Origin of the sequence: Paenibacillus gansuensis (assembly GCF_042684925.1) — a bacterium.
GTDB lineage: Bacteria > Bacillota > Bacilli > Paenibacillales > DY6 > Paenibacillus_N > Paenibacillus_N gansuensis.
Genome location: NZ_JBHUME010000005.1, coordinates 138,731 through 164,644 on the forward strand (window position 1 = coordinate 138,731; position 25,914 = coordinate 164,644).

The window sequence follows — 25,914 nt, forward strand, 5'->3', positions numbered from 1 at the left end:
TACAATAGCTCCTGTAAGTCATTTATAAATCAAAGGAGAGAACATATTATGGCAACAGTACTTTACATTACAGCACATCCTCACGATCATCAAACATCATACAGCATGGCTGTGGGCAAAGAGTTTATCGATGCTTACCGCGAAGCAAACAAAGGTGACGAAGTTATTCATCTGGACCTGTACTCCATGAACCTTCCTCAACTTGACGCTGACGTATTCAGCGGCTGGGGCAAACTGCGCGGAGGCAGCGCGTTCAACGAACTGAGTTCCGAGGAGCAAGCTAAAGTCGGCCGTTTGAACGAACTGGTTGACCAGTTTGTAGCAGCTGACAAATACGTATTCGTTTCCCCAATGTGGAACTTCTCGTTCCCTCCGGTATTGAAAGCTTACATTGATTCCGTATGTATCGCAGGTAAAACTTTCAAATACACAGAAACAGGTCCTGTCGGCCTGCTGACTGACAAGAAAGCTGTTCATATCCAAGCAAGCGGCGGCGTTTACTCCGAAGGCCCTGCAGCATCGTTCGAAAGCGGACACAGCTACCTGCAAAAAGTTGCTATGTTCACTGGTATTCCTTCCTTGGAAGGCATCTTTGTAGAAGGTATGGCTGCTGCTCCAGACCAAGCGGAATCGATTAAAGCTAAAGCAATCGTGAAAGCTAAAGAAGTAGCTGCCCGTTTCTAAGACTTGTATATCACAAAAGCCTCTCCAGCCCGCGTCAGCGGATGGAGAGGCTTTTTTTATGAAAGTGAAACGAACTTCCCGCCTGCAGAGGACGGCGAAATCCGTTAGTAACGTCCTGCTGCTGCTTTTCGGAATGCAGCCATATAGGCTTCGGCTTTCTGTGTGATCAAAGAAAAATCGCCTGACGCCAGCGCCTCTTTCGTCAGATCCGAGCCGATACCGACAGCAAAGGCTCCTGCTGCCACCCAGTCCTGCAGGTTTTCCAGGTTCACGCCGCCTGTTGGCATCAGGTTTGCCTGCGGCAAAGGACCGCGGAGGGTAGGGATGATCGAGGGAGAGTACAGATTGCCTGGGAATAATTTCACAACATCGACGCCTAATTCCATGGCGGACGTAATTTCCTTGACAGTCATCGCTCCCGGCAGGACGGGCACGCCATAGCGGTTGCATAAGCGCACAGTGGCCTCATCCAGGCTTGGAGAGACTACGAATTCCGCACCCGCAAGAAGAGTAGCGCGGGCGGTTTCAGCATCCAGCACCGTACCCGAGCCGATGACGGCATACTTCTCCCCGGAGGGATCTTCGCTTTGATAAGTTTTGGTCAATTCAGTGATAGCCTCGCAAGCCTGAGGAACCGTCATCGTGATTTCGATAATCCGGATGCCGCCCTCGATTGCTTTTTCCGCCATAAGGGCCACTTGCTCCGCTGAAGAACCGCGCAGTACGGCAACAACCCCCGCATCACGGATTTGCTGCAGCAGCTGTATTTTTTTCATAATTCCACCATTCCTCCTTAACAATATATCCGGATGCACCCGGCTACCGTTCGATATGGCCCCGCCCGGTCAGATAACGGTCCACTTCGTCCCACGTCGGGAGTGCTTCCCAGTCTCCTTGCTGCTGTACAGTAAGGGCACCGGCAATTCCTCCGATCCGGACGGCTTCCTGCAAATTATATCCTTTGGACAAACCGGCCAAAAAACCGCCCGTAAACGCATCCCCCGCTCCAATCGGATCGATCATATGCTCGACGCGTTCAAACGGGATCCGCACGATGTCCTCAGGTGTAACCAGGACGTTGTGGCCGTCCCAGCTCTTCACTACGGTAATGCCTGGCAAAGCGCGGAGCTGCCGGAGCAGTTCGGCCTCATCTTCGGTCTGGTAAAGCAATTTCAACTCGTCATATCCTGGCAGAAAATAATCCGCCATGCCCGCCAGCTTCAGCAGCACGGGACGGGCTTCATCCGCACTCCAGAGCTTGAGCCGGATGTTGGGATCGAAAGAAATCCGGGTACCGGCCTCAACCGCCGCGGTCATTGCTGCTTCCACTGCATCTGCGCAGGAACCGCTCAGCGCAGGAGTTATGCCGGTAACGTGCAGCAGGCGTGCGTCCGCGATATACTGTTTGTCTACATGGGCAGGGGAGAGGAGACTGGCGGCTGAACCCCGGCGGTAATAAAAGACGGATAATCTGCCCCTGACATTTTCGCGGAGCATAAGTCCGGTAGACGCTTCCGACGTCGAGATTACCCGGCTCACGTCCACTCCTTCTCCGCGGACCGTCTTGACGATACTTGTTCCAATGGGGTCCTCGCCGACCCGGCTGAACCAGCCGGCTGAACAGCCCATTCTAGCCAATGCGATGGCTACATTGCTCTCGGCTCCCCCGAAAGTTTGCGTGAGGCGGGCCCGCTGCTGCAAGCCGCCGCTATCTTCCGGATAAAGCAAGCCCATTGTTTCGCCAAAAGTAATTACGTCCCATTTCTTCGTTCTCAACATTATCTGGCCAACCACCCTCCGTCCACGCTTAATACGTGGCCATTCACATAGTCCGAAGCGGAGGAAGCGAGGAAGACGACAGGTCCCTGCAAATCTTCCGGCTTCCCCCAGCGTCCCGCAGGAATCCGTTCCGTAATCGATTGATAACGTTTCTGATCCGCTAAGATCGGGGCGGTATTATTTGTTTCCATATAACCAGGCGCTATGGCGTTTACTTGAATGCCGGATCCGGCCCACTCATTGGCGAACGCTTTCGTTAAACCGGTAACTCCGTGTTTACTCGCTGTATAGCCCGGGACGTTGATGCCGCCCTGGAATGAAAGCATGGAAGCAATATTAATGATCTTGCCGCTTCCGCGCTCGATCATATGCCGTCCGGCCAGCTGGCACAGCCGGAAGACGGCGTTTAAATTCAGTTGAATGACGTCGTTCCAGTCCTCCATGGCATGGTCGGCTGCAGGCGTTCTGCGAATGATGCCGGCATTGTTTACCAGAATATCAATGCGGCCGTACACATGGACCGCCTTATTGAACAGGGAGTCCAAATCATTGACCCGGCTTAAATCAGCAGAGATTTGCTCCGCCTGCCCGCCTTGGCTGCGGATACTCTCCACCATGCTGGCGCTGCCGGACGACGAGATTCCGATGATGGAAGCGCCCGCGGCAGCAAGGCCTTCCGCCATTGCCCGGCCCAGTCCGCCTGAGGTTCCGGTAACTAACGCCGTTTTGCCGTTTAATTGAAACATCCGAAATTCCTCCTCACCTAGACAAGATTGGAATAGATTATGCAGTATTAAAGCGCGTTTATTTGGGTGCGACTTGGATGTTGAGGCCCGATGACCGATAGGCGGCTTCCGTCTCCGAAGCGATTCCCGAATCGGTCAGCACAGCTTCGATCTCCGGAAATTGGGCGTACGTCAATAAAGCGCTCTGCCCGAACTTGTGGTGGGCCGCTGCTACATAGGACGTGCGTGAAGCTTCCAACAGCGCCCGTTTCATTTCCATCAGTTCCCCCGTGTAAATCGTAAATCCGTAATCGGTATGAATACCAGTTGCGGACAGAAACGCCTTGTGTATGTTTAGCTTTCGGACAAATTCCACTGACTCCGGACCCGCCAGCATATTTCGTACGCGGTAGCCGCCGGGAACGACCAGCCGGATTTGCTCTTTGGAAGCCAGCTCCGAAATGATATGAATGTCGTTCGTCACAACGGTTTGAGGACGGTTTTCCAACTGCCTCGCAATCTCTAGTGTCGTGCTGCCAACGTCCAGAGCGATAACTTCGTAAGGTTCAATCATGCTGACAGCCATGGCTGCTATGGCGCTCTTCTCGGCAGCATGCGGCGTCACAGGCCCCTTGGGCGTAAGCAGGCCCAACTGGTCCGAATGGGCGAGAAGGGCGCCGCCATGCACCCGGTGGAGCAATCCTTTCTCCTCCAGCTTGGCCAGATCCTCGCGGATCGTCTTGCCCGTCACTTGCAGCTGTTCGCTCAACTCGGCTACCGTAACTTCCCGCTTGCTGAGGAGCTGCTCCATGATGGCTTCATATCTTCGCACAGAATTCATTTCAGTTCGCTCATCGCCACGGGATCCATATCTTCAAACGTCTGGTTCTCTCCCGCCATGCCCCAGATAAACGTGTAGCTGCCTGTTCCCGCCCCGCTGTGGATGGACCAGCTTGGAGAGATGACGCCTTGTTCGTTGCGTACTACCAGGTGCCTGGTTTCCTGCGGCTCGCCCATGAAGTGGAACACTGTGCTGTCCGCCGTCATATCAAAATAGAAATAAACCTCCGAGCGACGGTTGTGCGTATGGCAGGGCATCGTATTCCAAATGCTGCCTGTCTTCAGCAGGGTCATGCCCATGACAAGCTGGCAGCTTTGAATGCCGCCCGTGTGAATATATTTATAGATTGTCCGCTCATTGGATGTAGCAGGGCTGCCCAAATGGTTCGGCGCCGCTTCGCTGATGGCAGCTTTGACGGTAGGGTAAGAGGTGTGTGCAGGAGTGGAATTGAAGTAAAACTTAGCCGGTTCGGAGGAGTCGCTGCTGCTGAACAGAACATCGCGTGCTCCCCGTCCGATATACAGGCAGTCCTTCGTGTCCATCGGATAGGCTTCGCCGTCGACAGTAACCGTACCTTGGCCGCCAACGTTAATGATGCCGATTTCCCTGCGCTCAAGGAAGGTGGCGGCCCCAATGGAGGCAGCATCCGCTGCCAGTTTTACATTTCCCTTAACAGGCAGTGCCCCGCCAATGATAAAGCGGTCTACATGCGTGTAATACAAGGTTAACTCGTCTTCGGCAAATAAAGTTTCCAGCAGAAATTCTTCCCGCAGCCGCGCGGTATCAAACGCTTTCACTTCCTTGGGGTGGGACGCATAACGATTTTGCATACTCTGCCTCCTAATGTTCATATGTGTTAATAAATGTTCATTTAGGTTCATATTAAACCACATATGTTCATTTCGCAAGGATTAATTAGCATGAAAAAAATGCGCACCGATCAGAGCCAAGGCAGCTTGCAATCCTCCGCTTTCGTTTGGACGAAAGACTGGATAGAGGGTTGGCGCATCGAGCGGCCTTCCTGCCAGCGCCATTCACTGAACTGGACTTTCACGGTGACGCCGGGACGCACCCAATAAGCATCCTTGTGCCGTTCCGGCCGATTTGTAAAAGGGCGTTCCTTTACAACCGAAGGGGCTAACAAATCCGTAAGCTGACGCCAGTCGGCTTTGGAAAGTTTGCCTGTTCCCGTATGACCGATATACCAGAATTTCCCTTCATGATCGAACTGGCCCAGCAGCACTGCATTGACAAAACCGCCTCCCAGCGTAAATCCGCCGATGGCCGCAACGGTATCCCCGTAATTTTTCACTTTCATCCAACGGTCGTCTTTCCTTCCGAAGGCGTAGGCGCTTCGCAAGTCTTTACATACGATGCCTTCCATGTTCTGCTGCTGCATGACCTGAAACAGCTTGTTTCCGTCGGGATGCGCCGCGGCAAGCTGGATGTGAGGAAGCGGGGTAATGATCTTTTCCAGCAGCTGCAGCCGTTCTGCCAGCGGCCAAGTGTGAACCCAGGTTCCGTTATGATATAGTACATCAAATATCATGTAGGTCACCGGAACCGCCGGCTGAACTTCTTTGATCCGTTCCATGCGTGTAAGCAGATCCCTGCGCATCACTTCATGAAACGAGGGCTTTCCGTCGCGGCCCAGGGCAATCATTTCCCCGTCCAGAATGACCGATTCGGCCATGCAATAGGAATGTATATCCTGAAGTTCAGGATAGTGGTGCGTACGCTCTCGCTGTTTGCGGTTATATACGGTAACGGTTCCCTGATCATAATAAGTGACCATCCGGGTGCCGTCCCATTTGATTTCGTATCTCCAATGATCTCCTTCGGGGACGGAAGTTCCCATGACCGGTTCAAAAGGCGTTATCAGCTGCAAAATATCATTCGACCTCCTAGTGGTTACACATAGTTTGAACAATGCGAAGTAGAATAATAACGCAAGTAAGGAAGTTTCATGCAATCCGGAAGGAGCAGCACTTTTGAAGCAAATGTCGGTAGGAGTTCTAATCACGGACGGGAGGCAGTTTCTTGCCTGCCATTCCACAGGCAATTCATTCTATGATCTGCCTAAAGGGCTGAAAGAAGAAGGGGAGACGCCCGTCGAAGCGGGGATCCGCGAAACAAGGGAGGAAACGGGGATCGAGCTGGACGCCGCGCTCTTGGAGGATTTGGGCGTATTTCCTTACCTGCGGAATAAGGACCTCCATCTGTTCCGCTGGACTGCTGACCAGCTGCCGGATGTAAAGCAGCTGCGTTGTACCTCGTATTTTATCCATCCGCGTTCAGGCAAAAAGATACCGGAAGCGGACGGTTACAAATATGTACTGTTTGAGCAGCTTGAAAAGGATATGGCGAAAAGTATGGCCAAGCTTCTCCGGTCATTGTACCCCAAGGAGATGGATGTGCTTTGAAAAAGCCGCAAACCCGGACAGGGCTGCGGCTTTGGCATGGGCAGGGATTATTTTTTTAGATTGTTCCACGTTTTATTTAAGTCATCCAAGAGCTGATCCCTTGTGCGCTTTCCGGAAATATAGGCCTGTATGTTGGCGGCGAACTCGTTAGGAGCGCCTTCCGGAAACTTGAACCAGTTCCAGCTGAGCGTTTTGCCCTCGGAGCTGTACTGGCTGATATTTGTGGCGAGGTCGCCAAGGACATCAGGATTTTTGACCTCAATCGATTTCAGTGCCGGAATGAACTTGAACTCTTCTACGATATAGCGTTTTCCGGACTCGCTGGTTACCAGCCAATTCAGGAAATCTTTCGCTTCCTGCTTCACCTTGGAGTTTTTGTGAACGACCCAGTTGTTCGGAACGCCAACCAGCAGCTTGTCGTTTTCGGCCGGATCATCGTTAATCGGCATCGGCAGTACGCCAAGGTTTAATTCCGGATTGATCTGGTCAATTTGGACCTGGGTCCAATTCCCTTGCTGCATCATGGCGGCTTGTCCGCTGGCGAACATGGTCACTTGAGAATTATAGTCCGTGGTCAACGGATTTTTGTTGCTGTATTTCAGTGTGACGTCAAGCAAATCCAGCCATTGATTGAACTTTTCGTTCCCTTTGATTTTCGCTTGGCCGGAGTTCAATTGTCCGATAAACTGATCCGGATCCGGCTGGTGTGCGAAAGGTACGTTCACATTGTGGTTGCCCAGCACCCACCATTCCTGGTAACCGTTTGCGAACGGCGTAATTCCTTTGGCTTTCAGCTTCTCGGCGGCCGCTTTCAACTCGGTCAGCGTATGGGGAGGCTCCGTAATGCCGGCTTCATTAAACAGATCTTTATTATAAACAAATCCGTAACCTTCGAGGTTCATTGGCAGGCCGTACAGCTTACCGTCTTTCGTCATCGGCTCCTTAGCTACATCCAGCACATCGTTCACCCATGGCTGATCAGACAGATCCTCCAGATATTCCAGCCACGTATCGCGTTCTGAGAACCCTCCGTTAAAGAAAATATCGGGAATGTCTCCGGATGCGACTTTCGCTTTCAAACCGGCGCCGTAATCCTGGCCTCCGCCCATGGATTCGATCTGGAGCTTAATGCCCGGATGCTCCTTCTCGTAATCGGCTTTCATCCGATCCAGCGCCTCGGCGATTTCCACTTTAAAGTTGAACAGCTTGATTGTTTTTGTTTTGCCTCCGCCATTGCCTCCGGAGGAACCGCCTTCCCCGGCTTGATTGTTACCGCCGTTGTTCCCATTGTTCCCGCATCCGGACAAGACGCTTAGAGACAAAATCAGGGACAGGCCGATCAGCTTCCATTTTGACATAGAAACCCTTCCTTTCATCGCTTTCCATAATGTGGATATCGGTATCTGTTATATAGTGACCAATGACCCGTAATCCATACATACCCCTTAGATGAAGGAGGGAAACCATCGGCCTATGCAGGGTGAAACGCCTTACACCGTCCTTTTAGGCGAAAAGATCGTTTCATTCCGGAGAAATATCAGAACTGAGTATAATGTGAAACTTATACTCTCTGATATTGCCAAAAAAACCGCCCTTCGGCGGTTTCCATGTTAATCTATGTCGCAGGAAGGGGAGGCAGGTCTTGACCCGATACAATCAGGCTGAGTCCGCGTTCGCACACCCCATAAGGCTGCCAAGGACAAGAATGGCATAGTACCGGAATATCTTCCGGAACATACGATACTCTAATTTTCTGAACGATGCTGTTCCAGGAAAGAGTCTCCCCGCGGGTCAGCCCGAGCCTGTCCAGTATGGCATCGTCTTTGGCATGCACTCCCGGGGTGTCGCAGTGATTGGGCTGATCAGCCGGAAAGCAGCTGCACAGGTCATCCGCACCCTTGACCAGCGTAACCTCTGTTTCCGGAGACTCGCGCAATTGTTCGTACACGTTCCGCATATTGGCCGCGAACCCGGGTGAATATCCCATGCCGCGGAATCCTAATAAACATAATAAATGATGGCCTCGAAGGTGAATCTTCATATACCCGACACTCCTCTCCATTGCTCCCAGCACCGGATTCCGGCCAGCAGCAGGAAAATAACGATACCGAACCGAAGCGCACGGCCTCCTATTCTCTTGTCCGTCTGCAGGACCGGAAGCTGCTCTCTCTGACGGCTGCCGAAGCCTTTCATTTCCATTGCGAGAATAAGTTCCTCCACCGATTGAAATAACGATAGCAGCAGCGGGATGGCGAAAACAGGCAAGTCGCGTACGGGCATCTGGTTTTTGCGGAAGCTGCGTTTTCCCCGCGCCTTGGCAATAGTGGCGAACCGGTCTGTTTCCTCCACAATCAAAGGGATGAATCGAAGGGTCAAGGATGCGGCTAAAGAGAGCATTTGTACCGGCGCCCCCAAATTCTTCAGCGGCCTCAGAGCAGCTTCCAGGCCTTGCTTCATGGCGGAGGTGCTTGTGGTCAGTGTAAAGGCCAGCCCCAGCAATGTAATTTCAAAAAGTACGGAAAGCCGCCGCAGCGTTCCTAGCGCCCTGGAACCGTCAAATTCGACCCGATGCAGCCTAGGCACAGAAGCTTCGGTTGCAAAGCCGATGCCCGAAATGAAGACCGCCAGTGCCATAAAGTAAAGGAACGGCCTGCTAAGCTGCGCAAGCTTCCGCCGGTCCGCGGGTTGAAGCATCAGAAGCAGAACCGGGACGATCAGCATGGACGCAGCCAGGCCGGTCCAGCTGCTTTGCAGCAGGACTCCCAGGGAAATGAGCATGTATACCAGCCATTTCAGCTTGGCGTCCAGCTGGTACAGCATGCCGATCCCGCTGCCGGTATGCAGCGGGGGAGCAGGCTGTTCCTGCCGTGAGGCCGGTGGCTGAACGGCAGGGCCGGGGCCGGGTGCAGGGTCTGGGCTATGCCGGGACCCTGCGCCGGCCTGTAGCCGCCGCGCCAAGGCCGCTGCCATCCCGGCGGGTGCCGGGATGCCTTCGGGCAAGGCGCAGCCGGCCTGGCGGAGCGCCCCGGCGAGTTCCATCGCCGGCGTGAGGCCCACCCCCGCATCGACCAGGAGATGCGGGTGCTGGTAAAGCTGCTCCGGCGCGAGGTCCGCGGCCAGTTCGCCTTTCGCCAGAACGAGCACCCTGTCCGCGAGCGGCAGGAAGGCATCGATATCGTGCGTAACCAGCACGATGCTGCGCTTTTCCTTCCACCGGCTGAGCTCCTCGCGGAGCCGGGTGAGGCTTTTGGCGTCGAGCCCGGCGGACGGCTCGTCGAGCAAAAGCCAGGGCGCCTCAGCCGCCATTAAAGCGGCCAGAGCGGCCCGGCGCTTCTGTCCGCCGCTCAGCGTGAACGGCGAGGCGTCCAGCAGGGACACCGGCAGCCGCTGGCTGTGCATGGCGGCGTCCGTGCGCCGGAGCCTTTCGGGTTTAGGCAGCCGGTAAGGCTTCAGCGAATAATCGAATTCCCGTTGGAGCGTGGGGGCGAACAGCTGGTGTTCCGGGAATTGAAACGCAACCGCGCTCTGCAGCAGCAGGGGGCGGCTGACACGATTTTTGCGCCAAAGGGGCTCTCCGTCATACAGTAGCTCACCGCTCCCCGGAGGCACAAGTCCGCCCAGCGTCCGCAGCAGCGTTGATTTCCCGGAGCCGGATTTACCTATGATCAGGGTAAGGCTCTCCTTAGGCAGAGAGCAGCTGATGTCCTTTAGGACCGGTTCCGCCTTAGCGTCCTCTCCATATACGGTGAGATTTCTGATAGTTATCGGCATAACAGGTTCACAGCCTTAGCTAGTTGGTCCGGAGTCAGAGGGCGTTCCGGCCAGTCGACCCCGTACTTGTGCAGTTCTTTTACGGTCTGTACCGTAAGCGGCGGCTCCAGGCCGAACGATTCGCAAGGGGAGAGCTGGCCGGTAACAGCGTTACCGTAAAAAAAATCAACCGGCGTCCCGTCATACGCCAACCGCCCCTCTTCCAGCAGCAGGATGCGGTCGGCATATACCAGTTCTTCCATCCTGTGGCTGATCCAGAGAATCGTCGTCCCTTTGGCATGAAGCCGGGATGCGGCCTCAAGCACCAAGCTTCGGGAGGACGGGTCCAGCATCGACAAAGATTCGTCGAACAGCAGTACGTCGGCACCCGCCGCAAGGCAGCAGGCAATGTTCAGCAGCTGCTTCTGTCCGCCGGACAAGAGGCGCACAGGGGTATGTAGCGGCACATGCTGCAAGCCGGACTCCCGCAGATAACGCTTCATCTGCGCTTCGCGTTCTGTGACAGCTGCAGGCGAATCCTCCGGAAGACTGAGCCATATTTCCTCATAAACGGTTTCCCCTAAAATCTGAATCTCCGGATGCTGCATTACCATATGAACCCTGATTCCGTCTGCAGTGATCACTTTGCCATCCGTTAGCGGGCTTAGCCCGGCAGCCGCTTTCGCAAGCGTACTCTTTCCGCTCCCGTTATCTCCTGCAACGGCAACCCAGGTCCCTTGCTCCACAACCAGTGAGATCCGGTCCAATGCGGGGTGTCCGGTAGCATTGCCTATGTAGTCGACCGTGACATCCTCCAATTGAAGTACCGGCGAAAAAATACGTGACATGAGTCTACCATTTCCTTTTTTTGCGTGCTATAATGCGAATTGTTAACCTGAATTGTTGATACTTGGTTAACAATCGAAATTACATATAACTTTATCATGGGAAAGGGAGAATGACAATTGGCACAAGCACTATCTTTAAGAGGAGTGGCCTTCAGCGCATTATTCGCCGCCCTTGTGGTTGTTTTCGGTTATGTCAGCATTCCTCTGGCGTTTAGTCCGGTTCCGGTTACGCTGCAGACGCTGGCTGTACTGCTGGCGGGAGGGCTGCTCGGGGCGAGGTACGGTTTTTTCAGCATGATGCTGATCATCGTGCTTACTGCTTTAGGCATGCCTTTGCTGCAAGGAAAAGGGGGCTTATCCACTCTGTTAGGACCCACGGGCGGCTATGTCATCATGTGGCCTTTCGCGGCAATGCTGATAGGTTTTGTCGTCAGCAAATTGCGGAGCAACAACACGGCAGCGTTCCTGACGATCTTGCTCACTATGGCGTTTGGTTCCCTCTTGATCTTTGTTACCGGTGTGCCTTGGCTTGCCTATGCCGCAGACTTGAGCTTCTCAAAGGCGCTTGCCGGCGGGTTTTACCCTTTCATCATCGGCGACGCTCTGAAAGCCATAGCGGCCACGGTGATTACCGCAGCTGTCCGCCAGGTATTCCCGCTGGAACGGTTAACCGGCCATGGGCATTATGCAGTGCGGCAGCAGACTGTTTCCAAGTAAAGCATAGCAATCTCCCGCAGAACGGGAACAAGACCCTGGCCTAGAGCCGGGGTCTTGTTTCTACTTGGCGTTAATAACTGATTGGAAAGCAAGATTCCAAATCAAGATTCCATGTAACCGAAAAAGGAAAATGGCTGCCTGCTATCGAAATCAACCGATGTTAGAGTACTGCGCCGCAAATGCTGCCACATTCTCTTCGCAGCAACGCCATTTCAGGGAGCAGGGGAGGCCCCGGCTTGAGCACGCTTATGAAGCATTCTTGATCTCTTGTATTTCAAATATTCGGCTTCGATTTCTTTCTTGGTGATTTCATTTTTCTGGAGCGTAAGTTTGTCGCTGAAACGGATAAGCAGCTCAGCTGTGTTTATTGCATCGTCAATGCCTCGGTGGGCTTGGCCCGTGGGCACGATGCCGGCAATGTCCAGTGCATCCTTCAGGCCAAGCTGCTGTTTCAGCTTATCATTCATGAGCCGGCTGATCTGCTGCTGCACATCGTTGTAATTTACGAACCAGTCCAGAGGGATTTTCGTGCGGACACATTGGTTCACCATATGCAGCCGGTCATCGCGGCCCCAGGAGCATAAATAATAGTCTGTTCCGAGCCAGGAGGCAAAGCGCTTAACTCCTTCCTCGAAGGGAACTGCGCTCTGCACGTCGGCCTCCGTCATTTTGATGAACTTGCGCGTACTTTTTGACACATGCCCGCTCTTCGGCAGGATATACACTTGAAAATCGTCCGTAATGGTTTTGGTGGCCAAGTCGACCTTACACGCCCCGATTTCCACGATTTCACTTAGCTGGCCTTTACGAAATCTTTTGACCAATTCTAAATCATACACAACAGCCTGCAACCTGATCCTTCCTTCCGGACGCTTGATGTCCATCTTAGTTTCGTATAGGAAACTGTTGATTTAGAAAATGCACATGCGTCATACTGAATTAATCATACTCTGTTCGGAGCTGGTGATCTATGTTTACTTTCGATGAGGAACCTCTTTTATTGAATTTTTTCTTCGTGTTGGTTCCGCTGGTCTTCTACCATTTTATCCTAACAAAAGATCATGTACTCCAAACCGCGCTGCGGGATGTGCTGTCGTTTCTATTGTTCGGGCTGGCTTCGGTTGTTTGTATGAAATTTCCGGTTACCGTCCATGAGGGGCTTATTTTTGATTTCCGTTTAGTCCCGTTTCTGCTTGCGGGCTTTTACTGCAGAGTGCCTGTTTTTGCGGCCCTGTATGCAGTGCTGGTCGGGTACCGCTTTTGGATCGGAGGCGCCGGTGCCTATTTAAACCTGATCTCCGTATCATCAACTTTCTTGTTCATACTGCTGTGCAAGCCGGCGTACCGTTCCTCCAGTCTACCGGTCAAAATACTGGTCGCTGCAGGATTGTCTTTTCTGTGCAAATCAGCTGCCCTTACCGTGAATTTATTGCTGGACCCCGGATACCAGATGAAGCTGGGTCTGCTTATTTTTGCCATCCAATCATTGTTTACCGGTTTAGCCGTTTATATTGTGGAGGCGATTCACCGGAACGCGGACCTCCGCAGGGAGTTGATGGACAATGAGCGGATGCGGGTCGTCAGTGTCATTTCCGCCTCGGTAGCCCACGAAATCCGCAACCCGCTTACGGCGGTGAGGGGCTTTATTCAGCTGCTGTCCAGGAACGAATTGGCCGAGGACAAAAGGCGGAACTACGGCATGATCTGTCTGGATGAACTTGACAGGGCGCAGCAGATTATTAACGACTATTTAACGTTGGCCAAGCCTCAGCCGGAAGTGCTGGAGGAGCTCGATATAGCGGATGAGGTTGCCTATGTTGCCAAGGTGCTGACATCCTATGCGAATTTGGAAGGCGTTGAAATTTCTACGACCTGCGCCCCGGAACTGGCCGTCATGGGAGACCGCTCCAAGTTTCGCCAAAGCATTATTAATATAGCCAAAAATGGCATCGAGGCGATGGAGTCGCTTGGCGGAAATTTGGAGATTACGGCCGGAAAACAGCAGGGCCAGGTTATGCTGCGCATCCGCGATAACGGCAACGGCATGAACAAGGAGCAGATTAGCCGCCTGGGAACGCCGTATTTCTCCACGAAAGAGAAAGGAACCGGACTCGGCACAATGGTATCCTATACCATTATCCAAAGCATGATGGGGAAAATCAGCGTGAACAGCGAACCGGGGAAAGGAACCGAATACGTCATCCTGCTGCCGCATATAAATAGGGTAAGATCCGGGTGACCGGAGAGAATGGTTCCGCATATAATTGTAAGCGTTAACATGGATGCGCTATTCCATTTTGGGAGGGAATATCATGGGAACCCGCTTATATTCCGAGTATTTGATAAAGAAGCATTGCCCGCATGTGAAATACGTGCGCGTTCATACGAGCGGTAAACATACCGCGATGATCTATGCCTGGAACGAGGATTTGAAGCTGAGCGAGGAAGAGACGGCGGACCTGGAGCACTTTGCTTCGTTATATTTGCTGCAGCATGTCTGTTTTCATGTGAAAGCCTACCCTGCATTGCGGGCAGACCGTGTGCCTATGATTGAGGATTTGCCGGACCGGATCGTGGAAGCGGCTATGCAGCGGGACCTGGATCAATACAAAATTTTGCGGGTCATCAATTCCCTGTTCACGAATGCGGACGCGTCCTTCCAATTTTACGACGTAAAAACAGGGACCATCCATTTCGAAATCAAGTCCGAGGATCCGATTACGGCTATCGAAAAGGAGCTGGTCCGCAAATACTTATACGAGATCATTCCGCTCGGCTCTTATGTGGAAGTGCATTATGTGTGAAGGATGAGGTTACATTTCTATATTTAGCAGGGCTCTGGCTGAGAAGCCGGGGCCTTTTTTGATTGTTCCTAGTTAAGATACGAAATGTATCATGAATTGGCGTTCTGATACATATTTTGGTGTAGACGAAGATGACGATTCCTTACATGCCAGCAGGATATCCCTCGGATGATAGATACATATTGTATCTAAGTAGTAAATGACGAATGGAGTGATGAAGTTTGAACATGAAAAGAAAGATGACTCTGTCCTTGCTGGCCCTTAGTGTCACGGCTGGTACCTTTCAGGGAATTCCCTTGTCCTCCAAAGGGTTGGCACAAAAGCTGGGCGCTGCCTCCACTGCCTGGGCTGCAGAGTTTAGCGATCCTTATGTTGTGGAGCGTATGCAGAAAATCCACATTGCGCTGATCGCCATCTCTGAGCAAGTGCCTCAGGACCGGGCGGATGTCCGGGCCGCACGGGATCAGCTGAAGCTGCTGGATCCATCAAAACCTGAGGATCTTGCCTTGATCGATCCGGTATGGAACGAAGTGAAATCAGCTTTTACGGCGGAGGAGCAGGACGGTGTACGGGAAGACATCTTGGGCTTTATCCAAAGTCTGGCGATTACCTATGTCGGGGATGGCAGCGAGCTGGAAGAGATCGCGCAGCAAAATCAGTTTAACGACACAGCACGGAAGTTTGCCGCCAAAGCCGGGGTCAATCAAAATTTGCGTGTCGCGGATTTCAGGGAATTTATTTTTGGCAGTTCCACCTACAAAGGCCTTGAAGTTAAAGCCAAGGAGCATACGGCTAAGCTGACCCTTCCCCAAATTTACGACATTCTTAACAGTCTTCCTGCTAAAGAAGCCTTTGCCGCGGCAGTGATGAAAGATGTGCTGGATGAGCCGAACGCCAATGAGAATGTCATTGGAAAGATTCTGAATTATTACAACAGCTACTCCCCCAATACGATTCCCGCCCTTAATCAGACTCTGACAAATCTGCAGGGAAAGGTACCCAAAGGAAAAGATGCAGCCAAAGCGCTCACGTTCGCGTTTCTGCGGTCCGAGAGTGAAACCTATGCTGCCAAAACCAGCAACCACGGTACCCGGGTTGAGGCTGCGCTGAAGCTGTTTGGCAGAGAAGTGCCGCCGCCATTGGTCGACTGGTCCGTTAAACCAGGCACAACGGCTACAGCCCAAATTAGTAAGCAAGGCATCATCACGATAGATAATAAAGAGGCTTCGGGCAGCGTAACTGCGGTGGCGACTGTATTAGGCCGGCCTCTGGGAGAAAAAACGTTCACCCTAACCAATGAAGGCAGCGGCGGAGGACCGGGGAATCCCGGGAATCCTGGAAATCCGGGGGCGAGTGAAATTATTGCCCAAATTAATGCGTTAACGGCCAAACTCCTCACTGAATGGAAAGATGCTTCCCCGAAGGAGCGGGCAGCACTGTTTAAAGCCTATAACAAGGCGCTGCAGGAACTGCTGCTGAAGCTGATTCTGGTGTCCCTTCCGGTTACAGGTTCTAACGGAAAGGCACAAGGCACCTTATCCGGCATCAGTGTGACGGGGAAGCTTGACGAAGCTGAGACGGTTCTGTCCGGAGTAAAAGCCCAATTGAGCACTTTGAAAGGTCTGCCTAAGATCAAATTCCCGCTGTATGCCGATTTCGGAAAAGACGCTTCTTCCTCTTTCACGATTACGATCCCGAAAGAGGTATGGAAAGAGGCTGCCGGCAGCGGGATCAGCGAGATCACATTGCTTGTGAACGGAGCGAGCATCAGTTTCCCGGTCACGCTGTTTGACGGGGATGCGGTTCTTACAGTCAGCCGTAAAGCCTCTGTAGTCGCCTCTAAGGCGACGCTGTCGGACACTTATGACTTTACATTAACGGTCAACGGCAAACCGGCAGAGCAGTTCAATGAGCCTGTTACGGTCATATTGCCGGTGTCGGGCGTGAAGAACAAGGAGTATGTGACTCTGGCTAAAATAGCCGGCGGAAAACTGCAGCTTAAAGGCGGTAAAGTAACGGAGCAAACTCTGGAAAAGCCGTTGTCGTCTTTCTCGGAGTATGTGATTATTGAAAACCCGGTTTCCTTCAGCGACGTGAAAGAAGTGGAGCTTTGGGCAGGACACCAGATCAGCGTCCTTGCAGCACAGGGCGTATTGGAAGGAAGCGGCGAGGAATATGGACCGCGTTCGCAGTTGACAAGAGGCGAATTTGTCAGTCTGATCATTCAGGCGTTCGGATTGGAAAACAGGAATGCCGGTTCTGCTTTTAAAGATTTGAGCAAAGCGGACCGGTTTGAGCCGTATCTTGCCGCGGCGGAAAAGCTGGGCCTGATCCAAGGTCTGCCGGGAGGCAAATTCAAGCCTCAAGCCCCGATTACGAGAGCTGAAGCGGCTGCAATCACGGCCCGCGCACTGTCCTTATTGAATCCGTTTGTCGTACAGCCTGAAACCGCGCCTGTCCTCTCCGAATTTAAGGATGCGGACAAATTGCACGCCAGCTTGAAAGATGCGGCGGCACTCACGGTGTCAGAGGGCATCTTTGTCGGTTACAACAGGCAGTTTATACCTGATGGCAAGCTGACGAAAGCAGAGGCGGCCGTCATTCTGTATAAGCTGCTTAAAGCGGCCGAATAGTGCGGAGGGCAAGGGATATGCGGAAATGGTGGAAAACAGCAGCTCTTCTCCTGATCGCTTGCTGTACGGCTGCTGCTGTACCCGTTAGTTCCAAGGACATCACGCTTTCGCTGGTGCCTGTCGTTCTTCGGACGTCAGACGGGGGAGCTTATGCGCTGTCTGCTCCGGCGATTCAAGGGAAAATGTATCTGCCTCTGAGAAAAGCGGCCGATGCCCTGCACAAATCGGCGGTTTGGGAGGAGGGGAAGCTGCGGATTCACAGGTCCGGCAAGATTCCGTCCGAAAACCTTAAGGCAGGTGCCGGCAGTCTGAATAGTCCGTATCCACAACCGTCCGGCAAGGCCCGGACCTTGGTTTGGAAAGGGGCCCAATTATGGACGGTACCTGTGACGGAAGAAGAAAGGAACGTGACAATTAAGCTGGAATTAGTCCTGTACAAAGGGACATTCTATATCCCTCTCCGCTCGTTTGCCTTAGCTTTCGGCCAACAGGTACAATGGGACGCAGCCGCCCGGACAGTGACGTTGGGTGATACACTCCCGGCTGCTAAACCCGATGACGGAAAGCAGGGAGAGCCGCAGCCTCCAGACGATGATGCGCCGGGCAGCGCCGGAGAGCCTTCCACCGGCTCCATGACGGGGAACGATAGGGATAGGGAAGCCGTACAGGCGTTTACAGCTCTGGAGGCTTCCTGCGAAGCGGATTTGCGGGCACTGTATGAACAATACGATCCATCAAAGACCAAGCAGGAGCAGAAGGATCTGATTGCGAAAGCTAAAGCGGCGTTGGACAGCTGTAAAATCCGGTTTGACGCCTTGTATACCGGCTTCCAGTCCCAAGGAGTCAGTGCTTCCGTGCTTGAGGAGGCAAAGAAACAATATGAAGCAGGGTTAGGATTGCTTCAAGGATTATAAACAACAGAAAAGAAGAATCCCAAATGCAGACATTTGGGATTCTTCTTTTCGATTTCGTATTCACTTACTCACCATCAATACGGATCGGCTTCATGACCGCTGTCTTTGGACTGGTCCACCGCATCGCCTTTGGCGGTCTCGTTCTCCGCGCCGGTCCGGTCCAAGCCTGCGCGCACCCGCCGTCCATACTCGGCATCGGCCTGTGTAAAGTAGCTGACCATGCGCTCCTGAATGTCCGCTTTGCATGTGCTCAGCGCACCTGCCAGGTTCGAGATAAGCTCATCGCGTTCCCAGTCTTCAAAAGCGCGGTACGTATCGCCTGCCTGCCCGAAATCATTAGTACGCCCGATTTTTTCGCGTACCAGTTTTGCATCGTAATGGGGCTCATGCTCTCCTCCGCGTTTGGGAGCTTCTTTCAAGCCGCCCAAGGAAGAAGGCTCATAGTTCACATGCGGGTTCTGTCCAGGCGCACGGTCTACCCTGATCTGCATCTGGCCTCCGCTTTGATTGGTCGCCACCTGTGTTTTGGGAGCGTTAATGGGTAGCTGCAGATAATTGGCTCCAACCCGGTGCCGCTGGGTGTCGGAATAAGAAAAGGTGCGGCCCTGCAGCAGCTTGTCGTCCGAGAAATCGAGACCGTCCACCAGCACGCCGGTACCAAATGCAGCTTGCTCCACTTCCGTAAAATAGTCTTCCGGATTGCGGTTCAGCGTCATTTTTCCTACGGGAAGGAAAGGGAATTGCTCAGGCGGCCACAGTTTCGTAGGATCAAGCGGGTCGAAATCCAGCTCCGGATGCTCGTCGTCGCTCATGATCTGCACGCATAGCTCCCATTCCGGGTAATCTCCGTTTTCAATCGCCTGATACAGATCGATAGTAGCGTGGTTGAATTCAGTGGACTGGATCGCGTGGGCATCTTTTTGCAGCAAGTTTTTAATGCCCTGTTTCAGAGGTTCCCAATGATATTTCACCAACACGCCTGTTCCGTCTGCATTCACCCATTTATATGTATTGACGCCTGAACCTTGCATCTGGCGGTAGTTGGCGGGTATGCCCCAAGGAGAGAACAGGAAGGTGACCATATGCGTTGCTTCCGGTGTCAGCGAAACAAAATCGAAGAACCGTTCCATGCTTTGCGTATTCGTAATCGGATCGGGCTTGAAGGCATGGACCATGTCGGGGAATTTTAGCGGATCCCTGATAAAAAATATTTTCAAATTGTTCCCGACAAGATCCCAATTGCCGTCCTCCGTATAGAACTTCACGGCAAACCCCCTCGGATCGCGGAGCGTCTCAGGTGAATGGCTCCCGTGGATGACAGTGGAAAATCTGACAAACACAGGAGTTTGCTTGCCTGGCTCCTGGAACAGTTTTGCCCGGGTGTACTTGGAGACGGGCTCATCTCCGGCCTTGCCGTACGCCTCAAATACGCCGTGGGCGCCTGCTCCGCGGGCATGGACGACCCGTTCGGGTATCCGCTCGCGGTCAAAATGGGTGATTTTTTCGATAAAGTGGTAGTTTTCCAGTGTTGTAGGGCCGCGGCTTCCTACAGTTCTCACGTTCTGATTGTCCGTTATCGGATGACCTTGACGGTTCGTCAGAATGCCTTCTTTGGATCCCTGCTCCTTTGTATTGCGCTGTTCTTCGCTCATCGTCCGCATGCCACCTTTCCATGTCAGCTCCCATTGAACCTGTATCATCGGGGAGCAAATAGACTGTTGACTAATCCATATGATCTAAACTAGCCTTATATTCGGACAAATATATCCAGTCAAAGGGTAAAAAACGGCGCGTTTTTAAAAAAAGTTCATAATTAATTTTTAAGATATTGTAAAGTTATGATAATATAGTACGGGGATAATTTTCGTCAAAATTTGCTATAGGTGGTCTGATCAATGTTTAAGAAAAAAGATGTGTTCTTCACCACACTGGAATCCATTTCGGACAATTTGCTGGAAGCCGCGCAATGTTTTGCCAAAGGTATCGAGCAGCCTGGAAATCTCAGTGATTTTGCGAAGAAGATGAAGGCTTATGAGAATAAAGGAGACAGCTATACTCACTTTATTTACAAAGAGCTGAACAAAACGTTTATTACACCGATCGAACAGTCGGATATTATGGCATTGACTTCCGCTTTAGATGACGTACTGGATGAGATGGAGGCATGCGCTTCCCGTTTCGAGATGTACGATATCCGGACAACGGACGAGCATATGAAACGTTTTGCAGGAATTCTCCTGGAATGTTCGGTGGAAATCCAGAAGGTGATGAGACTTCTCAGCACTAAGAAACTGCTTGCTATGAGAGAACATTGTATCCGCATTAATGAACTTGAGAACGAGGCGGACGACCTGCTTCGGGTATGCATCAAGAACGTATTTGCGGAAATTAAGGACCCTATTGAGCTTATAAAAAGAAAAGAATTGTTTGAAATGTTCGAAGAAGCAACTGACAGCTGCGAGCGTGTAGCCAATATGCTTGAATCCGTGATTATGGGGAATTCGTAAACATGACGGCGATTATTATAGTGATCTTTTTGGCTCTGGCATTTGACTTCATCAACGGGTTTCACGATACAGCCAATGCCATTGCCACTTCGGTTTCCACCCGGGCTTTAACGCCTAGAAGAGCGATTCTGCTTGCATCCACGCTGAACTTTGTCGGCGCCATGACCTTTACGGGCGTGGCTAAGACCATCGGCGGCAGTGTGGCCGATCCCGCCACGCTGGAGCATGGGATGCTGATCGTAACTGCAACTTTGATTGCGGCGATCGCCTGGAATCTGATTACCTGGTGGTTCGGTATCCCGTCTTCCTCTTCCCACGCGCTGATCGGTGCGTTGACAGGTGCGGTTGTATCTGCGGCAGGCTTCTCTGCGGTAAACCCTGCGGGCTTTAAGAAGATTCTGTACGCGTTACTGTTATCGCCGATCATTGCATTTGCCGTGGGCTTCACGATCATGTGGATCTTAAAGATGGTATTCGCTAAAGCGAATCCTCATAAGACGAACAAAGGCTTCCGCGGGATGCAGGTACTCACCGCAGCGTTCCAATCTTTTACCCACGGTACGAACGATGCCCAGAAAGCGATGGGGATCATCACCTTTGCACTGGTAGCCGGAGGGTTCCAGGAGACGTTGGACGTTCCGACTTGGGTGAAAATTTCCGCTGCCCTGGCCATGGCCCTGGGTACATCGGTCGGAGGATGGAAGATCATCAAGACGATGGGAACCAAAATTTTCAAAATCGAGCCGGTAAACGGTTTTGCTGCGGATTTGTCTTCGGCAGGCGTCATCTTGACGGCTACACTGAACGAACTTCCTGTCAGCACGACGCATGCAATTACCTCTTCCATTCTAGGGGTTGGTTCCGCTAAACGGTTTTCTGCTGTGAAGTGGGGCGTAGCTGGACGTATAGTGGTTGCATGGGTGATTACGATCCCGGTGGCGGGCCTGCTTGCAGCAGTTATTTACAGATTGATTGCGCTGGTAAGCCTGTAAGAGGACAAGCTCAATATCATTTTTTTAGGGGGGCCTGCGGGCTCCCTTTTTGCGTTTTTGTTTGTTGAGGTTGCTTGTTGCAGTGTGTATAAATCGCGTCAGGGTAAATATGAATCAGGGCTGCGCCTAAAGAATCGCAGCAGCGAATTCCTTTTTCCGGCAAAGTGGAAGTATGTCCTCCGTTTTTTGGGTACATAATGAGTGTACGGTATATTTCATACGGTGAAGGGTGGAGTCCACGATGGTCAACTGGATTAAGCAAGTAAACTTGTTATGGCTGTTTGTCCTCCTGTTTGCATTTCACGGGATTCTCTACTATGCGCTTGGTACCGAGAGCTGGTTCACGGTGACGCTGATGGCGACAGCCGTAGATACGGCCGTTGTTGCGCTGGTGCAGTTCCTGCTTCCGGGCAGGGGACGGCAAAATCAATAAGCCGGCCGTGAAGGCCTGTATCGAAACGGCAAGAAACCGGAAACCTTTTGACATCCATCAGACAGGTTCCGGTTTTTTTGCTATGTGTTGTTGCAAATTACATGTTCATTGTTTCTCACCAGAATTAATCAACAAAATATGCGGATTTCCAGAATAACCAGGGGATGAAAATTAGTTTCGGCGGTGCTGCGGACCGTGCGGGCGCATGCTTTCGCCGTATTTGTCCTGCCTGCGGATCGTGGCCATCAGGGAAACGGCTAGCATGAGCTCAAATACATTTGTTATGGCCGAACTTTCCAATTTCATCGGGATAGCGCGTCCGATAAACAATATCGCCGTAGCCAGCGCCATCCACGGCCAACGCCGTTTCACCCATAACCAGATGCCCGCAATAACAGCCCCGTATAAAAGTCCCCCTGCCCCCGGGCTATTCTGCCGGCGCCGACAAGAAACAGGACAGCGTAGGCAGCGGCCAAAGCAATGTAAATATAGAAGTCCAATACGGTCGCCTCCAACAGTAGAGTGAAAAGTTAATGACAACTTATATTTGTACTTCATCGCTGTAAATGAATCAGGTCAGCCCGACCGGAACATGGAACGGAATTGTGCAGGCGTCATCTGCTCATGCCTGCGGAAGATTTGAATAAAATAGCTGCTTTCCGCAAAACCCGACGCTTCCCCGATTTGCTTTACCGTCATTTCGGTATTCGTCAGCAGCTGCTTCGCACGTACGATGCGGCTCTCTGTCATAAAACTGATCGGGGGCCGTCCGATGATCTCATGAAACCGTCTGCTGAAATAGGAGGGGCTGTAGCCTGCTTTGTTGGCCATGTCTTCGAGCCGGAGATCCTCATGGCAGTGGTTGCGGATATAATCCGCTGCCGAGCGGATCGATTCCCATTGCGGATCTTTGGGCTCATTGAGCTGCGTGGCGTGATATTGAATGCGAACTAGAAGTTCGTACAGCCTGGAGGAGATCGAAGCTTCTTCTTCAATCCGGAAGGTCCGTGCCGATTCCAGCAAAGAATGGAACAGCCTATGAACCGTTTCGGTATCGGAGAAGGAGAATAACCAGGCATCTGCCGTGCCTTTGTCCTGCAGCAGTTCCGCCGCATATGCCCCGCTAAAATGCACCCAGCAGGCTTCCCAGGGACAATCGGGATTAGCTTTATACTCTTGGGTCAACCCCGGGCCGTACAAAAAGCCGGTCCCCCCGGATAACTCATAGATTCTGCCCATCGACGTCAAGGTGCCCTCACCCTTGAACACCAAGTGCAGGTTGTAAGTGTAATGAAACGGATCCGAAGATGCACCTGACCTGTACACAGCATGGCCCTCATCGTCCATGACTTTCCCGATATATTCCGGGTAACAAACGTAGCGTCCGTAAGACGGCTTCGGTAAAGGGATAATTTCCTGCATGAGCGGCCTCTCTTTGACAAAATGATGATATATGATCGCAAAAATATACTATTTCTGTAACCGGAATGATCATTTAGGATAGATATGTAAAGTCTTTTTTTGGAACAACTCTAACAATATTTTAACAAAAAACTATTATATCCACTACTGTAATAAAACAAGAGGAGGAGCTGTCATTGGCTAAAAGCATTCGCAACGATCGACTCCAGCTGGGAGTGTGCTACTATCCTGAACATTGGCCGGAATCGCTGTGGTCCGATGATTTTCGGAGAATGCGCGAGATGAACATCAGTGTAATCCGGATAGCGGAATTCGGATGGGCTATCCTGGAGCCGGAAGAAGGGAATTTCCGTTTTGAGCTCTTTGACAAGGCGGTTGATCTCGCGCATGAGTACGGGCTTCAGGTGATTTTGGGCACCCCGACGGCTACGCCGCCTGCCTGGTTAACCGAGAAGTATCCGGAAGTGCTCAACGCTTCGCGGGAAGGTGTGCTGTTCAGGCATGGCATGAGAAGGCATTACAACTACAGCAGCGCGAAATACAGGGAATTGGGCAACCGCATTACAGCCAAAATGGCCGAAAGGTACGGCAATCACCCGGCCGTCATTGGCTGGCAGATCGACAATGAACTGAACTGCGAGATCAGTGAGTTCTATGCGGAAGCGGATCATGCCGCTTTCCGGGAATGGGTGCGGAACAAGTACGGAACGTTGGACCGTCTGAACGAGGCCTGGGGAACGGTAGTATGGAGCCAAACCTATACGGATTGGGGGCAAATTTATTTAAGCCGGCCGAACCCGGGACAGTCCCCGAATCCGCATTTGCTGCTGGACGAGAAACGGTTCACGTCGGATAATGCGATTTCCTTTGCCGGAGAACAGGCGGACATCATTCGGGCGGCAGCGCCTTCCCAATGGATCACTACGAACGGCCTCTTCGGGCGGCTGGATAATCATGATTTGACAGAGCAGCACTTGGATTTCTTCTCTTATGATTCTTATCCGCAATTTGCTACGATTTTCCCCGAAGGAGGAGTGGAACCGCTCATGGACCGGCGATGGGGAGCAAGCTTGTCCAACGTAAGGTCCGTATCGCCCCAGTTCTGTGTCATGGAACAGCAGGCAGGTCCAGGCGGCTGGGTGAACCGCATTGAGATGGCATCCCCGCGCCCGGGGCAGCTGAGGTTGTGGACGTATCAATCCGTTCTTCACGGGGCTGATATGGTGCTCTATTTCCGCTGGCGTACGGCAACGGTGGGAACCGAGATCTATTGGCACGGGATAAACGATTATCATAACCGTCCGAACCGCAGGGTCCGTGAATTGACACAGGTCGGCGAAGAATTTACACGGTTGGGGGAACTTGCTGCAGGCAGTGAGTATAAGGCCGGTATCGCCATAATCAGGGACTATGACAACCAATGGGACGCGGAATTCGATGTGTGGCATGGGCCCCTGAACGGCCAAAGCGTCAAATCCTGGTACAAGCAGCTGCAGTATCAACATATACCGGCAGACTATCTTTATCTTAAAAATGATACCTTAGTGGAAGATCTGCTGCGCTACGAAGTGCTTGTGTATCCGCATCCCGCCATACTGCCGGATGAGCGGGCCGCGGTGCTGGAAGCTTATGTGCGGCAGGGAGGCAAGCTGGTATTTGGGGCACGCACCGGGTATAAAGATATCCACGGCCGCTGTCCGATGCGTCCGCTTCCCGGCCCTGTTGCCGGGCTGTGCGGCATAACGGTGGAAGACTTCACGCTCATCAAAGGAACGGTAGAGGCGCCGCTGCTGCAGTGGGGAGCAGCTTTAGAGAATGTGAAAACGACCGGCGGCAATGAAATTAGGGCGGCAGGGTTTAACGATATTCTGAGTGTCGAAGCCGAGGATGTGGAAGTGACGGCTGTATATGCATCGGACTATTATGCAGGACAACCGGCCATGACCAAGCGCAAAGTCGGGCAGGGAGAAGTGTGGTATTACGGCGCAGCATTTTCGGAGCCGGTTGTGGATAAGCTGCTGGAATGGCTGGGCCTGGAGTCTCCTGTAAAGGAATGGCTGACTCTGCCTAAAAGCGTAGAGATGGGGATCCGCTCCAAGGACGGGCAGGACCTGATCTTCTTGCTGAATTACAGCGGAGAGCCCATTGCAGCAGCTTCCTCACGTCCCGTAAAGGATGTGCTTACCGGCAATATGCTGCATGGCGAGATTTCGCTTCCGGCTTATGGTGTGATGGTGCTTGAACAATAAAGCTTGATTGGAGAGGGGGTGCCCTTAAAGGTGTAAGTCACCTTTAAGGGCACCCCCTCTCATAGCATGTCAAGTCATGTTCCCGTCAACCGGATGCAGGCAGGACAAGCCATTTTTATTCAAAATGCGAATGGTAATGTTATTTTATGTTACATCGTTTGATGTTCGGAAGAACTCCGTTTCTTTACAATGA

25 protein-coding genes and 1 pseudogene are annotated in these 25,914 nt (G+C 52.3%); 11 read left to right on the forward strand and 15 right to left on the reverse strand.

Annotated features, from left to right (window positions below; translation table 11 throughout):
- Positions 1-48: 48 nt before the first annotated feature.
- Entirely contained in the window at positions 49-684 is a 636-nt protein-coding gene (locus ACFSUF_RS04575; RefSeq protein ID WP_377600591.1) for an FMN-dependent NADH-azoreductase, read from the forward strand.
- Positions 685-788: 104 nt separating this feature from the next.
- On the opposite strand, the gene ACFSUF_RS04580 is transcribed toward ACFSUF_RS04575, so the two are convergent.
- The 6 genes from ACFSUF_RS04580 to ACFSUF_RS04605 form a co-directional block, all read right to left on the reverse strand.
- Complete coding sequence (locus tag ACFSUF_RS04580; RefSeq protein ID WP_377600593.1) at positions 789-1,460, reverse strand: bifunctional 2-keto-4-hydroxyglutarate aldolase/2-keto-3-deoxy-6-phosphogluconate aldolase; 672 nt, start codon at positions 1,458-1,460, stop codon at positions 789-791.
- A 43-nt stretch (positions 1,461-1,503) separates the two neighbouring features.
- Positions 1,504-2,463: a sugar kinase gene (locus ACFSUF_RS04585; RefSeq protein WP_377600595.1), complete on the reverse strand. Its 960-nt coding sequence runs from the start codon at positions 2,461-2,463 to the stop codon at positions 1,504-1,506.
- On the reverse strand, positions 2,463-3,209 hold the full coding sequence (gene kduD / locus ACFSUF_RS04590) for a 2-dehydro-3-deoxy-D-gluconate 5-dehydrogenase KduD (RefSeq protein ID WP_377600596.1): 747 nt from the start codon (positions 3,207-3,209) through the stop codon (positions 2,463-2,465). The genes ACFSUF_RS04585 and kduD overlap by 1 nt, the downstream gene beginning before the upstream one ends.
- A gap of 58 nt (positions 3,210-3,267) precedes the next feature.
- On the reverse strand, positions 3,268-4,029 hold the full coding sequence (locus ACFSUF_RS04595) for a DeoR/GlpR family DNA-binding transcription regulator (RefSeq protein ID WP_377600598.1): 762 nt from the start codon (positions 4,027-4,029) through the stop codon (positions 3,268-3,270).
- Positions 4,026-4,859, reverse strand: coding sequence for a 5-dehydro-4-deoxy-D-glucuronate isomerase (gene kduI, locus ACFSUF_RS04600; protein WP_377600599.1), 834 nt, complete (start codon positions 4,857-4,859; stop codon positions 4,026-4,028). The genes ACFSUF_RS04595 and kduI overlap by 4 nt, the downstream gene beginning before the upstream one ends.
- A 110-nt stretch (positions 4,860-4,969) precedes the next feature.
- Positions 4,970-5,887, reverse strand: coding sequence for an ATP-dependent DNA ligase (locus ACFSUF_RS04605; protein WP_377601723.1), 918 nt, complete (start codon positions 5,885-5,887; stop codon positions 4,970-4,972).
- A 142-nt stretch (positions 5,888-6,029) separates the two neighbouring features.
- Between ACFSUF_RS04605 and ACFSUF_RS04610 the strand changes: the two genes are divergently transcribed.
- Positions 6,030-6,452, forward strand: coding sequence for an NUDIX hydrolase (locus ACFSUF_RS04610; RefSeq protein WP_377601724.1), 423 nt, complete (start codon positions 6,030-6,032; stop codon positions 6,450-6,452).
- A 47-nt stretch (positions 6,453-6,499) separates the two neighbouring features.
- Here ACFSUF_RS04610 and ACFSUF_RS04615 read toward each other — a convergent pair whose 3' ends face one another.
- From ACFSUF_RS04615 to ACFSUF_RS04630, 4 genes are all read right to left on the reverse strand, one after another.
- Positions 6,500-7,810 (reverse strand): ABC transporter substrate-binding protein, encoded by a 1,311-nt coding sequence (locus tag ACFSUF_RS04615; protein WP_377600601.1) that lies wholly within the window; start codon positions 7,808-7,810, stop codon positions 6,500-6,502.
- A 257-nt stretch (positions 7,811-8,067) separates the two neighbouring features.
- Positions 8,068-8,493 (reverse strand): DUF1284 domain-containing protein, encoded by a 426-nt coding sequence (locus ACFSUF_RS04620; protein ID WP_377600602.1) that lies wholly within the window; start codon positions 8,491-8,493, stop codon positions 8,068-8,070.
- A complete protein-coding gene (locus tag ACFSUF_RS04625; protein WP_377600604.1) occupies positions 8,490-10,223 on the reverse strand; it encodes an ATP-binding cassette domain-containing protein in 1,734 nt (577 codons plus the stop codon). Before ACFSUF_RS04625 ends, ACFSUF_RS04620 begins: the two co-directional genes overlap by 4 nt.
- A complete protein-coding gene (locus ACFSUF_RS04630; protein WP_377600606.1) occupies positions 10,214-11,050 on the reverse strand; it encodes an energy-coupling factor ABC transporter ATP-binding protein in 837 nt (278 codons plus the stop codon). Before ACFSUF_RS04630 ends, ACFSUF_RS04625 begins: the two co-directional genes overlap by 10 nt.
- 117 nt (positions 11,051-11,167) lie before the next feature.
- Between ACFSUF_RS04630 and ACFSUF_RS04635 the strand changes: the two genes are divergently transcribed.
- Positions 11,168-11,767, forward strand: a complete 600-nt coding sequence (locus tag ACFSUF_RS04635) for a biotin transporter BioY (protein WP_377600607.1) — start codon at positions 11,168-11,170, stop codon at positions 11,765-11,767.
- A gap of 212 nt (positions 11,768-11,979) precedes the next feature.
- Here ACFSUF_RS04635 and ACFSUF_RS04640 read toward each other — a convergent pair whose 3' ends face one another.
- Entirely contained in the window at positions 11,980-12,618 is a 639-nt protein-coding gene (locus ACFSUF_RS04640) for an exonuclease domain-containing protein (RefSeq protein ID WP_377600608.1), read from the reverse strand.
- A gap of 119 nt (positions 12,619-12,737) precedes the next feature.
- Here ACFSUF_RS04640 and ACFSUF_RS04645 point away from each other — a divergent pair, with 119 nt between their 5' ends.
- From ACFSUF_RS04645 to ACFSUF_RS04660, 4 genes are all read left to right on the forward strand, one after another.
- Positions 12,738-14,006: an ATP-binding protein gene (locus ACFSUF_RS04645; protein ID WP_377600610.1), complete on the forward strand. Its 1,269-nt coding sequence runs from the start codon at positions 12,738-12,740 to the stop codon at positions 14,004-14,006.
- A gap of 73 nt (positions 14,007-14,079) precedes the next feature.
- Complete coding sequence (locus ACFSUF_RS04650; protein ID WP_377600612.1) at positions 14,080-14,571, forward strand: hypothetical protein; 492 nt, start codon at positions 14,080-14,082, stop codon at positions 14,569-14,571.
- A 227-nt stretch (positions 14,572-14,798) separates the two neighbouring features.
- Positions 14,799-17,204: an S-layer homology domain-containing protein gene (locus tag ACFSUF_RS04655; RefSeq protein ID WP_377601726.1), complete on the forward strand. Its 2,406-nt coding sequence runs from the start codon at positions 14,799-14,801 to the stop codon at positions 17,202-17,204.
- Positions 17,205-17,221: 17 nt separating this feature from the next.
- A complete protein-coding gene (locus ACFSUF_RS04660; RefSeq protein ID WP_377600613.1) occupies positions 17,222-18,118 on the forward strand; it encodes a stalk domain-containing protein in 897 nt (298 codons plus the stop codon).
- 74 nt (positions 18,119-18,192) lie between these two features.
- Here the strand turns inward: ACFSUF_RS04660 and ACFSUF_RS04665 are convergent.
- Positions 18,193-19,719 (reverse strand): annotated as a pseudogene (locus ACFSUF_RS04665) (catalase); the annotation flags it as partial.
- A gap of 294 nt (positions 19,720-20,013) precedes the next feature.
- Between ACFSUF_RS04665 and ACFSUF_RS04670 the strand changes: the two are divergent.
- From ACFSUF_RS04670 to ACFSUF_RS04680, 3 genes are all read left to right on the forward strand, one after another.
- Complete coding sequence (locus tag ACFSUF_RS04670) at positions 20,014-20,625, forward strand: DUF47 domain-containing protein (protein WP_377600615.1); 612 nt, start codon at positions 20,014-20,016, stop codon at positions 20,623-20,625.
- Positions 20,626-20,627: 2 nt separating this feature from the next.
- Positions 20,628-21,617 carry an inorganic phosphate transporter gene (locus ACFSUF_RS04675; RefSeq protein WP_377600616.1) on the forward strand — a complete coding sequence of 330 codons (990 nt, stop codon included), beginning with the start codon at positions 20,628-20,630 and terminating at the stop codon, positions 21,615-21,617.
- Positions 21,618-21,858: 241 nt separating this feature from the next.
- Positions 21,859-22,050, forward strand: a complete 192-nt coding sequence (locus ACFSUF_RS04680; protein WP_377600618.1) for a hypothetical protein — start codon at positions 21,859-21,861, stop codon at positions 22,048-22,050.
- Between the two features lie 171 nt (positions 22,051-22,221).
- Here the strand turns inward: ACFSUF_RS04680 and ACFSUF_RS04685 are convergent, their stop codons facing one another.
- The 3 genes from ACFSUF_RS04685 to ACFSUF_RS04695 form a co-directional block, all read right to left on the reverse strand.
- Positions 22,222-22,422 (reverse strand): hypothetical protein, encoded by a 201-nt coding sequence (locus ACFSUF_RS04685; RefSeq protein ID WP_377600620.1) that lies wholly within the window; start codon positions 22,420-22,422, stop codon positions 22,222-22,224.
- Entirely contained in the window at positions 22,419-22,550 is a 132-nt protein-coding gene (locus tag ACFSUF_RS04690) for a hypothetical protein (protein ID WP_377600622.1), read from the reverse strand. The genes ACFSUF_RS04685 and ACFSUF_RS04690 overlap by 4 nt, the downstream gene beginning before the upstream one ends.
- A 76-nt stretch (positions 22,551-22,626) precedes the next feature.
- Positions 22,627-23,472: a helix-turn-helix domain-containing protein gene (locus ACFSUF_RS04695; RefSeq protein WP_377600624.1), complete on the reverse strand. Its 846-nt coding sequence runs from the start codon at positions 23,470-23,472 to the stop codon at positions 22,627-22,629.
- Positions 23,473-23,648: 176 nt separating this feature from the next.
- Here ACFSUF_RS04695 and ACFSUF_RS04700 point away from each other — a divergent pair, with 176 nt between their 5' ends.
- Complete coding sequence (locus ACFSUF_RS04700) at positions 23,649-25,721, forward strand: beta-galactosidase (protein ID WP_377600625.1); 2,073 nt, start codon at positions 23,649-23,651, stop codon at positions 25,719-25,721.
- The last annotated feature ends 193 nt before the right edge of the window (positions 25,722-25,914 follow it).

Coding starts and splice junctions, on each gene's coding strand:
- ACFSUF_RS04660 (WP_377600613.1), top strand. CDS start 17,222: ATGCGGAAATGGTGGAAAACAGCAGCTCTTCTCCTGATCGCTTGCTGT.
- ACFSUF_RS04645 (WP_377600610.1), top strand. CDS start 12,738: ATGTTTACTTTCGATGAGGAACCTCTTTTATTGAATTTTTTCTTCGTG.
- ACFSUF_RS04625 (WP_377600604.1), bottom strand. CDS start 10,223: ATGCCGATAACTATCAGAAATCTCACCGTATATGGAGAGGACGCTAAG.
- ACFSUF_RS04605 (WP_377601723.1), bottom strand. CDS start 5,887: ATGGGAACTTCCGTCCCCGAAGGAGATCATTGGAGATACGAAATCAAA.
- ACFSUF_RS04655 (WP_377601726.1), top strand. CDS start 14,799: ATGAAAAGAAAGATGACTCTGTCCTTGCTGGCCCTTAGTGTCACGGCT.
- ACFSUF_RS04670 (WP_377600615.1), top strand. CDS start 20,014: ATGTTTAAGAAAAAAGATGTGTTCTTCACCACACTGGAATCCATTTCG.
- kduD (WP_377600596.1), bottom strand. CDS start 3,209: ATGTTTCAATTAAACGGCAAAACGGCGTTAGTTACCGGAACCTCAGGC.
- kduI (WP_377600599.1), bottom strand. CDS start 4,859: ATGCAAAATCGTTATGCGTCCCACCCCAAGGAAGTGAAAGCGTTTGAT.
- ACFSUF_RS04680 (WP_377600618.1), top strand. CDS start 21,859: ATGGTCAACTGGATTAAGCAAGTAAACTTGTTATGGCTGTTTGTCCTC.
- ACFSUF_RS04620 (WP_377600602.1), bottom strand. CDS start 8,493: ATGAAGATTCACCTTCGAGGCCATCATTTATTATGTTTATTAGGATTC.
- ACFSUF_RS04650 (WP_377600612.1), top strand. CDS start 14,080: ATGGGAACCCGCTTATATTCCGAGTATTTGATAAAGAAGCATTGCCCG.
- ACFSUF_RS04675 (WP_377600616.1), top strand. CDS start 20,628: ATGACGGCGATTATTATAGTGATCTTTTTGGCTCTGGCATTTGACTTC.
- ACFSUF_RS04610 (WP_377601724.1), top strand. CDS start 6,030: ATGTCGGTAGGAGTTCTAATCACGGACGGGAGGCAGTTTCTTGCCTGC.
- ACFSUF_RS04595 (WP_377600598.1), bottom strand. CDS start 4,029: ATGAATTCTGTGCGAAGATATGAAGCCATCATGGAGCAGCTCCTCAGC.
- ACFSUF_RS04580 (WP_377600593.1), bottom strand. CDS start 1,460: ATGAAAAAAATACAGCTGCTGCAGCAAATCCGTGATGCGGGGGTTGTT.
- ACFSUF_RS04585 (WP_377600595.1), bottom strand. CDS start 2,463: ATGTTGAGAACGAAGAAATGGGACGTAATTACTTTTGGCGAAACAATG.
- ACFSUF_RS04575 (WP_377600591.1), top strand. CDS start 49: ATGGCAACAGTACTTTACATTACAGCACATCCTCACGATCATCAAACA.
- ACFSUF_RS04615 (WP_377600601.1), bottom strand. CDS start 7,810: ATGTCAAAATGGAAGCTGATCGGCCTGTCCCTGATTTTGTCTCTAAGC.
- ACFSUF_RS04630 (WP_377600606.1), bottom strand. CDS start 11,050: ATGTCACGTATTTTTTCGCCGGTACTTCAATTGGAGGATGTCACGGTC.
- ACFSUF_RS04695 (WP_377600624.1), bottom strand. CDS start 23,472: ATGCAGGAAATTATCCCTTTACCGAAGCCGTCTTACGGACGCTACGTT.